The 14,215-nt window shown below is 34.6% G+C and carries 11 protein-coding genes and 1 pseudogene; 4 read left to right on the top strand and 8 right to left on the bottom strand.

Annotation, left to right across the window (positions count from 1 at the left end; all coding sequences use genetic code 11):
* Nucleotides 1-52: 52 nt before the first annotated feature.
* From AC5YGG_RS10985 to AC5YGG_RS10970, 4 genes and pseudogenes are all read right to left on the bottom strand, one after another.
* Complete coding sequence (locus AC5YGG_RS10985) at nucleotides 53-1,402, bottom strand: alpha-amylase family glycosyl hydrolase (RefSeq protein WP_496144540.1); 1,350 nt, start codon at nucleotides 1,400-1,402, stop codon at nucleotides 53-55.
* Nucleotides 1,403-2,003: 601 nt separating this feature from the next.
* Nucleotides 2,004-2,599 (bottom strand): annotated as a pseudogene (locus tag AC5YGG_RS10980) (IS1096 element passenger TnpR family protein).
* 134 nt (nucleotides 2,600-2,733) lie between these two features.
* Entirely contained in the window at nucleotides 2,734-3,765 is a 1,032-nt protein-coding gene (locus tag AC5YGG_RS10975) for a sensor histidine kinase (RefSeq protein WP_496144539.1), read from the bottom strand.
* A 47-nt stretch (nucleotides 3,766-3,812) separates the two neighbouring features.
* Nucleotides 3,813-4,490, bottom strand: a complete 678-nt coding sequence (locus AC5YGG_RS10970; RefSeq protein WP_076548984.1) for a response regulator transcription factor — start codon at nucleotides 4,488-4,490, stop codon at nucleotides 3,813-3,815.
* A gap of 200 nt (nucleotides 4,491-4,690) precedes the next feature.
* Here AC5YGG_RS10970 and AC5YGG_RS10965 point away from each other — a divergent pair, with 200 nt between their 5' ends.
* Both AC5YGG_RS10965 and AC5YGG_RS10960 read left to right on the top strand, forming a co-directional pair.
* Complete coding sequence (locus AC5YGG_RS10965; protein WP_496144538.1) at nucleotides 4,691-7,333, top strand: TonB-dependent receptor plug domain-containing protein; 2,643 nt, start codon at nucleotides 4,691-4,693, stop codon at nucleotides 7,331-7,333.
* A 40-nt stretch (nucleotides 7,334-7,373) separates the two neighbouring features.
* Nucleotides 7,374-8,597, top strand: a complete 1,224-nt coding sequence (locus AC5YGG_RS10960; RefSeq protein WP_496144537.1) for a beta-helix domain-containing protein — start codon at nucleotides 7,374-7,376, stop codon at nucleotides 8,595-8,597.
* A gap of 184 nt (nucleotides 8,598-8,781) precedes the next feature.
* On the opposite strand, the gene AC5YGG_RS10955 is transcribed toward AC5YGG_RS10960, so the two are convergent.
* The 4 genes from AC5YGG_RS10955 to AC5YGG_RS10940 all read right to left on the bottom strand — a co-directional run bounded on the left by AC5YGG_RS10955 (nucleotide 8,782) and on the right by AC5YGG_RS10940 (nucleotide 13,189).
* A complete protein-coding gene (locus AC5YGG_RS10955; RefSeq protein WP_496144536.1) occupies nucleotides 8,782-10,020 on the bottom strand; it encodes an amidohydrolase in 1,239 nt (412 codons plus the stop codon).
* 80 nt (nucleotides 10,021-10,100) lie between these two features.
* The gene (locus AC5YGG_RS10950) at nucleotides 10,101-10,946 is read right to left on the bottom strand and encodes a helix-turn-helix domain-containing protein (RefSeq protein ID WP_496144535.1); all 846 of its coding nucleotides are present in this window, start codon (nucleotides 10,944-10,946) and stop codon (nucleotides 10,101-10,103) included.
* Nucleotides 10,947-11,165: 219 nt separating this feature from the next.
* Nucleotides 11,166-11,834: an ankyrin repeat domain-containing protein gene (locus AC5YGG_RS10945; RefSeq protein ID WP_496144534.1), complete on the bottom strand. Its 669-nt coding sequence runs from the start codon at nucleotides 11,832-11,834 to the stop codon at nucleotides 11,166-11,168.
* Between the two features lie 20 nt (nucleotides 11,835-11,854).
* The gene (locus AC5YGG_RS10940; protein ID WP_496144533.1) at nucleotides 11,855-13,189 is read right to left on the bottom strand and encodes an amidohydrolase; all 1,335 of its coding nucleotides are present in this window, start codon (nucleotides 13,187-13,189) and stop codon (nucleotides 11,855-11,857) included.
* A 258-nt stretch (nucleotides 13,190-13,447) separates the two neighbouring features.
* Here AC5YGG_RS10940 and AC5YGG_RS10935 point away from each other — a divergent pair, with 258 nt between their 5' ends.
* Both AC5YGG_RS10935 and AC5YGG_RS10930 read left to right on the top strand, forming a co-directional pair.
* On the top strand, nucleotides 13,448-13,801 hold the full coding sequence (locus AC5YGG_RS10935; RefSeq protein WP_496144532.1) for a phage tail-like protein: 354 nt from the start codon (nucleotides 13,448-13,450) through the stop codon (nucleotides 13,799-13,801).
* A 49-nt stretch (nucleotides 13,802-13,850) separates the two neighbouring features.
* Complete coding sequence (locus AC5YGG_RS10930; RefSeq protein ID WP_496144531.1) at nucleotides 13,851-14,204, top strand: phage tail-like protein; 354 nt, start codon at nucleotides 13,851-13,853, stop codon at nucleotides 14,202-14,204.
* Nucleotides 14,205-14,215 lie beyond the last annotated feature (11 nt).

Here is a 14,215-nt window from a genome sequence, read left to right as displayed (position 1 = left end):
AATATAGAAACGTTTAAAAACTCACTATTAAGATGGTAAAACTTCTGTAATTTTATTTTTCAAATACAGCGTAATCTGACACTTTGAAATTAAAGTCTTTGTTTTCATCAAAATTTCTTTTCGTCTTATCAAAAACATTTTTGAAAGCTCCGGATAAGTGCTCATCTTCAATGCTAAAGTTTACCGGCTCTTTTGACATATTGAGAACAACCAATACTTCATTTTTACCGTTTTTTCTTACATAAGCTAAAATTTTGTCATTAGCTGTTGTATTCAGTAGATAGGTTGTAACATTTGAGTCTCCACCTCTTAAAGCCGGATTAGACGACTTTAAATCCAATAATGTTTTATAAAAATCTGCGACCTGATATGTTTTTGTCCATTTGATCACATCTTTTTCAAAGAATTCCAACCTTTTCATGTTCGGAAGTTCCTGTCCGGAATATAACAACGGGACGCCGTTCCATGTTGCAGAAAACACTGCCATAGGTTTGGTAATTACTGCATATTTTTCATATTCTGTTCCGTTCCATGAATTTTCATCATGATTTGTTGTAAACCACGCTCTCATTGAGTTGTCTCCGATATTGGAATATTTTACCAACAGATCTTTCAACTCCTGAAGAGGTTCATTTTTCTTGTAATAATCAGCGGATTTATGCATCCACTTCCAGGAATAGCTTGCATCAAATACTTTTCCGTATTCAGGGCTTTCCAATTCGTCAAATTCTCCCAGCCAGAAAAGTGGTTTTACTTTTTCTACTTCAGGGCGTGCCTGTTCCCAGAAATCGACTTCTACCCAAGAAGCAAGGTCACATCTGAATCCGTCAATATCTGTTTCCGTTACCCAGAATTTCATAGCATCAATCATTGCCTGACGCATTTCAGGGTTTTTATAATCCAGTTCAATGATATCATCCATTCCGGAGGCAATGTGGAATTTTCCATCAGGATCTTTCAGGTAAAATTCAGGATGTGTTTTTGTCCATACATGATCCCAGCCGGTATGGTTTGCCACCCAGTCTATGATTACTTTGAATCCTAATCTGTGTGCTTCATTAACCATATCTTTAAAATCCTGCATTGTTCCAAATTCCGGATTGATAGAGGTATAATCTGCTGCTGCATAAGGGCTTCCAAGACTTCCTTTTTTATTTTGCTGTGCAATTGGGGTGATGGGCATAAACCAAAGTGTTTTTACACCCATAGCTTTCAGGCGGGGCATTTCTTTTGCAAATGCTTTAAAAGTCCCTTCCTGAGTATATTGTCTGACGTTTACTTCGTAAATATTAGTATTGTGTTTCCATTCTTTTGGTAGTTCTGTCATCTTCCCTCTGTTTTTTTGAGTGGTACAGGAAACAATTCCCAGACCAATTACGGCTAATAAAATTAATTTCTTCATTAATCTATTTTTAACAAAAATAAGGATTGTTTTTTAGGGAAAGGGGCTAAAAGGGAAAATTACGAAGGTTCTTTTGAATAATACGAGGTATAAATATGATTGGCTTATGATAAATTTTCTTCTGTCTGAAGGTATTGATAAAGCTGAAAATAAAGAGGACAACTGAAGTATTCATTAAGTTTTTCCTAAATTCATCTTTGCCGGAGTTTGACTTATCTTAAAATCTTCTGTTTGGGTCAAGCGCAAAAGTTGAGAACTAAAAAAAACATCCGTATACTTTTTATTGAAGAAACACATTCTTTTTATCGCAAAGAAAGATATTCAAATGTTTTATTTCAGGAAGCTAAGAAGAGCGACTTTGTCGCTGAAAAAGCTTGTGGATAGGCATTCGCTTAGAAAGAATCAGTTTCATTGATTCAATCCTTTGCTTTCTTAAGAATATGAGATAAGGTTATAAAAGCTTTGTATCAAATTAAATTTCATAAATACTAACAATGTGATCCCCAGTTTTTGAGACTGATTCATCTGTATCCTCGTATTTTTTCAGATTCGTTCAATAAAAAACCCCAGATTAAAAACCTGAGGTGTATATTTTTATATGTTATCTTTCATCATCATTGTCGTCCTCATCATCAAAGACATCATCGTTGTAATCGTCGTCGTCATCGTCATCGAAGCTGTCATCCTCATCTGAGAAATTACCACCTGTTCCGAAATCTTCCTCAAATCCAAATTCATCATCTGCCAAAGGCATTGCTGATTTCTTTTTAGAACCTCCAGCACTTCCGTTTTTGCTAGGTGCCTTTAATGGAACATTTCCGAATCTGTACACCGTAATAGGATAATTAACTCCTTTTGTTTCATCAATGATTTCTATAAGCTCACAGAAGAATTCCCAAAGGTCAAGAAGCCCATATTGGAATTGTGCTTTGTCTCCTTTATTTTCAAAAGCCTCATCAATGTAAACGTCTGACATAATCTCTCCATCACCATCATCGCTCATATCTTCCAAAGGAACACTTTTTACGATTGTTCCGTCTTCTTCTAACAGATTAAAAGTAGAAAGTTCATCTCCTTGCAGACTGAATGCACTTTTAATTCCTAAATGTAAGTTCCATAACGTTTGTTTTCCCTTAACTTCAATATCACGAAAATATCCTCTTTCGCATCTAATATTACGCGGATTTTGTAAACCATATCAGTTTCTTAAATTACTTTTTTGCCTTTATAATTATGATAAATCTCTAGTGCAAATATATAATAAATGACATGTGACAAAAAAATATTTCAGGATTTTTTAAAATATTTTTTTTTCTTACATTTTGCCGAAACTATTTACTTTTTTCCAGCATAAAACTGAATTTCGTTCCTTCAAGGTAAACACTTTCTACGGTAATGTTTTCGTTATGAGCTTCAAGAATATGTTTTACGATAGCAAGTCCCAGCCCTGAGCCACCTTCTCTTCGGCTTCTGCTGGTTTCCACACGATAGAAACGTTCAAAAATTCTTGGCAGGATTTCAGATTTGATTCCCATTCCGTTATCTATTACTTCAATCAGTACTTTATTTTTTAAAACACTGGTTTTCACAATCACTTTTGCTTCCTGTCTGTTGGCGTAATGAATTGCGTTAGAAATAAGGTTAATAAATACCTGAGAAATTTTCTGTTTATCTGCTTCCACAAAAATCTGTGGGTGAAGAGTCTGGATCTGTAGTGTGGTATTATGTTTTTCGGCTTCGAATTCAAGAAGATCAAAAATTTCCTTGATCAGAAGATTTACATCAAATTTTGAAACGGTAAGGTTGATTTCTCCTGCCTCAAGCCTGTTGATCATATCAAGATCGGTAACAATGGCAATAAGTCTTTCAACGGATTTATCAATTCTTTCAAGATATTTGTCTCGGATGGTGAGGTTATCTACTCCTCCGTCTCTTAAGGTTTCCACGTAGCCCTGAATGGAAAACAAAGGGGTCTTAAGTTCGTGGGAAACGTTTCCTATATATTCTTTACGATAACTCTCCATTTCCTTCATCATATCAATCTCTGTTACCTTCTGCTGATTGAGATCGGAAAATCTTTCTCCCAGTTCTTTAATGGTAATATTCTCGTCATTATCATTTACTATTTCCTGAGGGAGAAAATCTGATAAACCTTTTACCTGTTTTCTACCATAGTAATTGAATAGGAGCTCAAGAACGACACAATTGATAATAAAAATCAGGACAATACAAATGATAAGTCCTGTTTTGAATAGAGGGGTTTCATAATAGATGTCTTTCAGTGAATCGAAAACGACCACAAGAAAGAGCATAACCAGTGTCAGTAGACTGGAGGCTACGAGGGTAAGTCTGTAAAATCTCAATTTTACAAAGTTTTAAAGATTAAACGTCAAGTTAGGATTTTAAGTGATTAAACAATCAGCTTATATCCAATTCCTTTTAATGTCTGGATGGTATTGATTCCCAGTTTTTCTCTTAATCTTCTGATATGAACATCTATGGTTCTTTCTCCTACAATCACATCATTCCCCCAAACTTTTTCAAGAATTTCTTCTCTTTTGAACACCTTCTCTGTGTTGGAAGCCAAAAGATAAAGTAAATCAAATTCTTTTTTAGGAAGCAGGAACTGCTGACCGCTTTTTGAAACTCTGAAGTTATCTTTATCAATAATAAGATCCCCGATTTCGATAAGTTTTGCATTATCAGATACCTGAGAAGTCAGCTGTAATAAAGCATTTACTTTTGAGATCAAAATTTTCGGTTTAATAAGCTTTACCACATAATCGTTAGCACCTGCCTGAAAACCAGCCAACTGAGAAAACTCTTCACTTCTTGCTGAAAGGAACACAATAAGTGTTTTTTGAAGTTCTTTCACCTTACGAAGTTCCTGACAAGTTTCGATACCGTCTTTTTCCGGCATCATAACATCAAGTAGAATAAGATCCGGAATAATTTCCTTTGCTTTTTCTATTCCTTCGTTACCATTGGTAGCTGTATGGATATCATATCCTTCCTTTTCCAAGTTGTAAGACAGAATCTCTAAAATGTCCTGTTCGTCGTCTATTAAGAGTATTTTCTTTTGACTCATTTTAAATTTTTACTGTTTCAAAGTTAATCATTTTTGAATGATAGATTAACAAATTAGTTATCGTTCATATAAAGTTAACAATAACTCCACTTTCTTAATGTTTAGTTAAAAAAAAATTAAATTTTACTAAACCATTTACCCGAGCAATCTTTTATTCCTTTGCACCGAAAGAATCTAGTAAATAAAGCAAGTAAAAAAGAATGAAAATTAATAAACTTAGCATTGCAGTCTTATTTTTATCTGGTTCAGTGTTTTATGCTCAGGAAATAAAGCAGGACACCATCACTAAGGAGAAAAAAATTGAAGGCGTAGTAATCCAAGGAAGCAGCAACAAGAAAACTGAAACTGCTGTATTAGGAGAACAGAAAAAAGCAATTGTTCAAAAACAGGCTGTAAGTGCTGAAGAGATTTCCAGAAAAGGGATCTCCAACGTAGAACAGGGACTTACGAAAGTAACGGGGATCACTACGGTAGAAGGAAGAGGTCTTTTCGTAAGGGGTCTTGAAGAACGATACAACTATTTATTAATTAACGGTCTTGGTTCACCATCCAACAACCCTTTCCAAAAGATCATTGCGTTGAAGCAGTTTCCAACGGATGTTGTAGGTAAATTAAACATTTACAAGACTTTCAACTCTAATCTTTACGGAGATTTCGCCGGAGCTACCTTTGATATTGAAACGCTTACGATTGATAAGCCATTTACAAAAGTAGAATTCAGTGTAGGAGTAAATACTTTAAGTACATTCAGAGATAATTTCAAAGTAGCTGAGGGAGCGGACGGAATGAAGGGATATCTGGGATTGAATTCTAGGGATAGAAGACTTCCCGAAGAAATTAGAAACGCAAGACCTAACAACTACAGATTTACAGCTGATCAATCTCTGAACTCTTTTAAAGATTCCTGGAATGTAGATAATGTAAAAGCAATGCCTAATACAAGTATTGGTTTTACAACTGCCCAAAAAGTAAAAATGGGAGAATCAGGAAACTTAGGAATTCTATTTTCACTAAATCAAGGAAGTAAATTTGAATATAAGGAAGGAGATAATAACCAATTCAAAGGACTAGGTCGAAATTCATTCATTGAGAACATGAATTTTCTTAGTCGTAAACAATATAATTACGAAACAGAATCTTCCGTTTTATTAGGTTTAGGATATAAAAATAGAGGGACAAATATTAACTTAAATGCCATCTATTTACAAAACACTAATAATATTATAGAAGATAACCATGGTTATAAAGACGGGCAGGTACTTAATAAAACAACGTTCTTCAGAACTAATCAATTAGATATTTCAAGATTTTTAGATTTACAATTGACTGCTTCACAAAAAATAAATGAAAGACATCAGCTTAAAGCCGGAGCAAGTTATGTTATTAATAACTATCAGCAGCCTGATAGAAAGATTATAGAGGGAAATACAATTGATCCAGTTACTGGAGCTAATCTTACAGGTGGAAATATTTCTATGCGCTATGGTGGGAATAATATTATTCGCCAATATCTAGATGTTGATTCCAGATTCTATGGTTCAGCATTTGCTGAATATCAATTGTCTTTAGGAGAAAAAGGAGATAGAAAAGATTTTCCAATTCAAATTGCCTTAGGTTATAATGGTTTTTCTGATTTCAGAAAAACGTCGTATAGATTTATCTTTGGACGTACATCTAATTCAACTTTAACGCCTTTCATTATTAATATTGATAATCCACAAGAAGTCTTTAATTCATCAATTAGAAAAGGAGACTTGTATTATCAAGAAGGCTCTGATGTTTCACAATATTATTCAAGTTTTTACCAAATTATAAATGGAGGATATGCTAATATTAACTTTAAACCTAATGATTCTTGGGATATTTTATTAGGAGCGAGATTTGAAAATGATATGACTTTAATCCGCTATTCTGAACAAAGTGCAGATGAAAAGATAAATTTAGATAAAAATAAGAACTTCTTTTTACCTTCATTATCAATAAAGAAAGCGATTAATAATAAAAATAACATTAGATTCTCATTTAGTAAAACGGTTACACGTCCTATATTAATTGAGACTATGCCTATTACTTATATTAATCCTGATAACGTAAATATTGTCGGTAATCCAGAAATTAAAAATAGTGAAAATTATAACTTCGATTTGAAATGGGAATACTTCCCAACAAACAAAGAAATGTTTGCGGTTAATTTATTCGCCAAAAGAATTGATAATGCAATAGAACGTTCATTAGTTCCTTCTGGAAATGCCACTGGTTCAACCATCACTTTCTTCAATGCAAAAAGAGCAGAATTATTCGGAATAGAATTAGAGGGAATCCTAGGTTTGGGGAGATTATCTGAATCTCTTAGAAATTTCACTTTGGGAGCTAATGCTACCATTATGCATTCAAATGTAGAAAGAAGTCAGGATCAAATTAACATGGAACAACCTGACTGGTTTGCCATTACAGGTGAAAAATTAAATAAAAGAGGTTTACAGGGAGCATCTCCATATACCATTAATGCTGATTTAAAATACGAATTAAAAGGTCGTAGTAATTTAGCACATACATTCTCTCTTGTATATAATGTTTCGGGAAGCAAGATATATGCAACAGGAGGTACAGGTACTGATAATTATTATGAAAAACCATTCAGTCAGTTAGATTTTGTTTATCAAGGACAGTTATCTAAAAATTGGAATTTAAAATTCGGAATCCAGAATATTTTAAACAGCCAATACAAAATCTTAATTGGAGATAAAAATTATCTTCAAACTAATTTTGAGCAAGGAAATAATAGATTTACAAGCTATTACAGAGGTACTACATTCAATTTAACTGTAGGGTATACATTCTAATAATTTTAATAATAAAAAATAAAGTATAAAAAGTATAAAAATGAAAAGAAGAGTTTTATCATTACTATCGTTAACAGTTGTGTTAACATTAGCCTTAAATTCATGTACTATCGAGGTAAATGATGGTTTAGGAGACGGTACTTCAATTACTACTCCAGGAACAAATGAAGGCGTTTTGAGTGGAAGCGGAACACTATCAGGCACTATTTCAAAAAATATCCTTATTAAAAAAGGTAACTATACATTAGATGGAATTGTAAAGGTAACCAACGATGCTACAATTACTATTGAAGCAGGAGCCACTTTCAATGTTACTACAACTAAAACAAGTGGGCTTGTAATTCTCCAAGACGGAAAGATCAATGCAGTAGGTACTGCAGCTGAACCGATTGTATTTACAACATCTACTAAAACTCCTGGAGATTGGGGAGGAATTACTTTATATGGAAATGCACCAATTAAAGCTATTAATGGAAATGCACAAGCACTTTCAGAAGATGGAAATAACGTTTACTATGGTGGAACAGATCCAAACTCAAATTCAGGAACAATGAAATTCGTAAGAGTAGAATATGCTGGTAAAAAAATCGGTGATGGTACTTCTGAAACCAATTCTATGACTTTCTATGCTGTAGGAGCAGGAACTATACTTGAAAATCTCGTTACTTACAAAGGAACCGATGATGGTTATGAGTTTTTTGGCGGAACAGTAAGCGCTAAAAATCTTGTTTCTTATGGTAACTTTGACGATTCTTTCGATTGGCAGGATGCTTGGAGTGGACAAAATAATACAAACTGGTATGCATTCCAAACCGGCACAGGTAACTTTGGAATGGAAATTGAAGCTTCTGGGAATGCTGATAATGTAGCACCAAAAATCTCAAACATCACATTAATCAGAGATACTAACACACTCCCTGAAACAGCAAACTCTCCAGAAATTACTGCTATCCAGTTTAAAAAACAGGGTACTGGAATCTTCTCTAATGTTTATGCTAGCGGCTATAAAAATATTGGAACTCAAAAAGCTTATAGCATACTTATTCAGGATGCTGCAACAGAAACAAGTCAGGTTAACACTGGAAAAATAAAAGTAGAGCCTCTTACTTATGTAAACTCTGACAACCTTGGAGCTTGGGGATACGCTTTTAGTCCAAATGGTGGTAAGACTTTCACAAATGCTACAGGTGTTACAAAAGTTTCTCTAGTACCGGGAGCTTGGGCTACGGTAGATGGAGTAAACCTTTTAGCAGCTTTACAATAACTAGTTTCTTCATTCAAGTAAAAAACCATCAGATTTTTCTGATGGTTTTTGTTTTGGGTACAGCTTGATAGTGTGCCATTTATAATCAAGCCTTACTATTCATATTTTCAAACAAAACAGCCACAAGAAAACTCTAGTGGCTGATTCACAAAAAACAAGTGTATATAAAAAATATATAAGTCTATTACTTTCTCCAGAATAGATTCCCGTCATTCATCAGGGCTTCTATTTTGGAAATTCTCGAAACGGCTTCTGCAGAACATGATGCATCCGTCAAAACAATCGCGGCTTCATCACCTGCTTTTGGCCATTGTTGTTTACCCTTATCATCTAAAGGAACAGTGCTCTGAGTCGCAAACTGTAATGCTCTTGACAATGCGAATTCTGTAGCATAGCCATATAGTTCAGCAATCAGATTAGCTTTCTGCAGCATACTTCCTGATCCGAAAGTACTCCAGAAATCCTGTACGTTATCATTCCCGATCAAAACATTTACTCCATGCTTCTTCAGTGTTGGAATTGGCATAATTGTCTTTTTAAATGGTACGGAAGAAGCAATTCCTACTTTTCCTTCCGCCAGTCTTTCTGCAATCTGATCAGCTTCTTTTTGGGAAAGATGTGCTAAAGCAAAAGCATGACTTACAAAAGTTTTCCCCTGAAGAACCGGGTTTTCAATAGCCTTATCGATTAGGTAATTGATTGTTTTCATCCCGGAATCCCCTACTTCATGCAGGTGAATATCAATTCCTTTATTATGATCAAGAGCAAGCTGTACCGTAAAATCCATTACTTTTTCAATGCTTCCGTCAATACTTAAAGGGTCTAATCCTCCGATAAAACCAACACTTTTCAGTTGCGCGGCTTCTTTCATTAAAGGTGCAGATTCAGTATAGTATACTCCGTGTTGCGGAAATGCCACCAATTCAGCCTTGAAAGAATCTTTTTTATTTTGAAGAGCCTGTTCAAGATGTTCCAGAGATTTTAAACCTGATGTAGGATCAATATTGAAATGAGTTCTCACAAAATGAGTTCCGTAATGCTGTTGAAGACTGATCAGCTGTTCTGCCCTTTCCACAGAAGTTTTCAGAAGTTCAGGTATGATTTCCTGTTCGTATGCGATCATATCCTTTACCGTTTTTCTTTTCGGTGAAAGTGCCTGCCACGGTAATCCGTATAAAGTCTTGTCCAGGTGAATGTGCATATCTCTGAACGCAGGAAGCATTAGATATCCTTTTGCATCAATTGCATTCGAAGCAGGTTCATTTGCTTTTACTGCTTTTATTTTTCCGTCTTCAATGTCGATACTGAAAAGGTCTGTTTTCGTTCCGATTACCTCTTCATTTTCGTATTCAAAACCTGTTTCCAGGCGGACATTTTTCAGGGAATATTTTCCTTTTGCAGTTAATTGATATGGAAATTGCATGATTTAATATTTTAACAATACAAAATTACACAGGCTTCGCTTCAAAACCGGTGTATCAATTATGTCTTGTTTTGTATAAATTATTCTTTGAACTGAGATGGCGTCATCCCTGTCTGCATTTTAAAAAACTTGGAGAAGCTTGCATGATCATAGAAACCCAGATCATATACAATATCTTTTACAGACATTTCTGAAACTTTCAAAAGACGTTTTGCCTCAAGTAAAATACGGTCCTGAATGAGAGATGAAGCCGAAGCATTAAGATTCTTTTTACAAACTATATTCAGGTAATTGGCAGAAATATTGAGTTTATCAGCATAAAAAGAAACTGACCTTTCCGTTTTAAAATGTTCATCTATAAGATGTAAAAACTTTGAAATAATAGGGTTCGAATTATAAACTTCAAAGTCTTTAAATGCGCCTTCCACAGATTTGCTTACCAATAAACCGATCAGTTCACTTCTCTTTTGGATCAGTTCCCAAAACACCTTTTCTGTCTTTAATTCTTTTTGTATTGCCTGAAATTCATACAAAAAACTTGCAAAAACCTCATCAGTCAGATTAATAACCGGATGATTCTGGTAATAAGAAGCCGAAAAACGAAGCGAAGGCAGAAAACTTTCAAACCAATCCCTACTGATCATTAATTGATATCCTACCGTTTCCTTTTCAATCACCCATTGATGTACCTGATCCGGAAAAACAAGGTGAATCTGATGATCTTTGACCTGATATTCCGTAAAGTCTATGGTATGCGAGCCTACACCGTGCTCAAAAAGATTGATAATAAAAAAGTCATGCTTATGCGGATCATCAATGGAACGCGCCCCGTAAAGTTCATTAAACAGCAAATTACAGCCCTTAAGCTGATCTTCACTGAACTCCTGGATTCCCAAAATAGGAAAATGATCTGTATGATAACTCACGCTCCCTGAATTTCTTCTAAAATTAATAAAATTTATCACAGAAAAAACTAAAATAGCCACAAAAGAAACAAATGAGTCCTTTGTGGCTGAAAAACACCAACTAAATTATATATCTAAATTTTTTTGTTCCTTCTCATATTGTAAAATCATAAGAGCGCAAAGATTTTACCTCCGATAAAATTCAATACTGATGATTTTAAGGAAGTATTCATTCTGACTTTATGATTTTAAAATCTGAGCTATTTCTTCAAATCCTAATTGCTCTGCGTGGTGCAAAGGCGTTTTCCCGTTGTGATCAGGAATGGTAAGACTGGCTCCGTTATCTTTTAAGATCTGTACTATCTCCTGGTATTTCTGAGTTCCGTTTCCAAGAATTACCGCTTCCATTAAGGCTGTCCATCCCAAGCGGTTGACATGATTGATCGGAAAGCCTTTAGTCTTCACCAAAACCTTTACCGTTTCCACGTGCCCTCGTTCACAGGCAGGAATTAAAGCAGTACCATTATAACGGTTGAACAGATCAAAACGCGCTCCGTTTTCCAGGAATAATTTCACAAGCTCTGTTTGTCCGCTTGCTCCGGCATATAAAAACGGACTGTCCAGCTGATTATCCTGAAGGTTTACATCTGCCTTATAAGAAACCAGCAGTTTTGCCATTTCAGTTTGCTTTTCAAGGGTTGCAATCAACAGTAAAGAACGACCTTTTTTATCCTGCGTATTTACATCTTCTCCTTTTTCCAGCGCAGATTTTACAGCAAAAACATTACCTTTCTTTACCTGGTTTAATATATCTTTTTCCTGCATCATTTCTTCTTTTGGAAAATCATTAAATTTTTCTTCACAGGCACTCAGGCTCCCGAATGCTAAAAGAAATACTAATACTTTCATATCAGGTTGATCTTAAGAAATTAAAAAACTACATTTCCCTGATGTACCAATGATTCTACATTTGAGATTCTTGATACAGCCTCTGCGGAACAGCTTGCATTTAATAAAACAAAGTCTGCACGATCTCCAGTTTTAGGCCATTGCTGAGCGCCTTTATCATCTAGCGGAAGTATATTACCTGTAGCAAGTTTTAAGCTTCTTGATAATAAAAACTCCGTTGAATACCCATATAATTGCGCCATTAAATTCGCTTTCTGAAGTACACTTCCTGTTCCGAAAGTATTCCAGTGATCTACAATACTGTCATTACCCGTCAATACAGTTACATTATGTTTGTACAATGTTGGAATCGGCATGATCAGCCTTCCGAAAGGAATAGTAGAAACCACTCCGATCTGTGCTTCACCAAGTTTTTCGGCAATCTCTTCCTGCTTTTTTTCTTCCAGTTTCGCTAATATAAAACAGTGGCTCAAATAGGTTTTTCCTTTTAAAGATGGATTTTCATTTACTTTTTTAATCAGATATTCTACCGTTTCCAATCCTGAGTCACCCGTTTCGTGTAAGTGAATATCAATTCCTTTTTTATTATCTAATGCCAGCTGAACTGTGAAGTCTATTACTTTTTCAATATCTCCATCCACATTGAAAGGGTCTACTCCGCCAATGAAATCAATATCCATTTTTGCAGCTTCTTTCAGATAAGGTGCTGAGTCTGTATAAAAAACTCCATGTTGCGGAAAAGCTACCAATTCGGCACCGAAACTATTTTTCTTGTTCTCTAAAGCTTTCTGTAAGTTTTTTAATGACTGGAGTTTTGAAGTAGGCTCAATATTCACATGACTTCTTGCAAATGAGGTTCCCTTAGATTGCAGTAATTCAATCATTTTTTCAGCCTTGAAGGTAGAATTTTTCAGCATTTCGGGAAGCATTTTCTGCTCAAGCTCAATCATTCCTTTTACCCCACCTGTTCTCTTTCTTACAGCCTGCCATTTATCTCCATAGAAGGTTTTGTCCAGGTGAATATGCATGTCTTTAAATGCTGGTAACATTAATAAACCTTTTGCATCTATGGCTTTTGCATGAGGCTGGTTCGGAGAAATCTTTGTGATTTTTCCGTTTTCCACTTCTATATAGAACAAATCTGTTTTTGTAGCAGATACTTCTCCATTATCGTATTCAAATCCTGTTTCCAGACGAACATTTTTAAGGCTAAGCTTTCCTTTTGCTGAAATATTTTTTCCATCAAAAAATGGTGATGCGGTCATCATATTAGGGAGTAAAGTTAATCCTGCCATTGCCAATGCTGAATTTCTGATAAAATCCTTGCGGGACATATTATTGTATGAAGTCTTCATTTCCAATCTATTTATGACAAAAGTAAAAAGAACTGTTCTGAACAAAGTGTATAGTTTATTACAAAATCTGTATAATTTATACTTTTTTATCATGGCAAGAAAAATCTCTACTATAATACTTTATTCATTATTTTCTCGCTAAAATAATTTCTTATTTATACTATATCTAATTATAAATCAACCTATTTAATACATTTCACACAATAAAACATGTACTTTATTTTTTTCTGTAAAATTTATCTTTGTAAGAAAAAATATATGAAGAAACTGATAAGTTTGATTTTAATTGGGACAGCACCCATTTTATTTGCTCAAGTAGGTATCAATACAGACAAACCTAAAGCAACTCTGGATATTACAGCAAAAAAAAATGCTACAGCGATTGAAGGTTTATTACCACCAAGACTGACCCGTGCAGAGCTTACGGAAAAAGGAAATACTTTATACGGAGCAGAACAGGATGGGGCAATAATTTACATTAATGATGCTTCCGGAGGGGATGCACAAAACCAAAGACAATTTATTGAAAGTAAAGGACTCTATATTTTCGATGCAGATGCTGAGAATAATGAAGGAAGATGGATGTGCCTATTTTGCTACGCTTCTATTTAATCAATTTACAAATACAAAAAGAGACTGGATTTAAATTTACTTTTTAAATATGAAAAAAATTATTAGCTGCTTTTTAATAGCTACATCATCGGTTGTATTGGCTCAAACAGGAATTAATACAGGAAATCCCAAAGCAACGCTGGATATTACTGCAAAAAAAGATATTCTGACTATTGACGGATTACTTCCTCCAAGATTAACCCGTGCAGAACTTACAGAAAAGGGAAATACTTTATACGGAGCAGAACAGGATGGCACCATTATATATATCAATGATATTTCCGGAGGAGATAAAGAAAGCCAAAGAAAAAATATTGATGGTAAAGGACTCTACATTTTTGATGCCGATGCAGCCAATAAGGAAGGACGATGGATGTGTTTATTTTGCTACGGTTTTGCTTAACTAACTTAATA

This window comes from Chryseobacterium sp. CS2K3, assembly GCF_059515185.1.
This window is presented reverse-complemented; position numbering and strand designations above follow the sequence as displayed.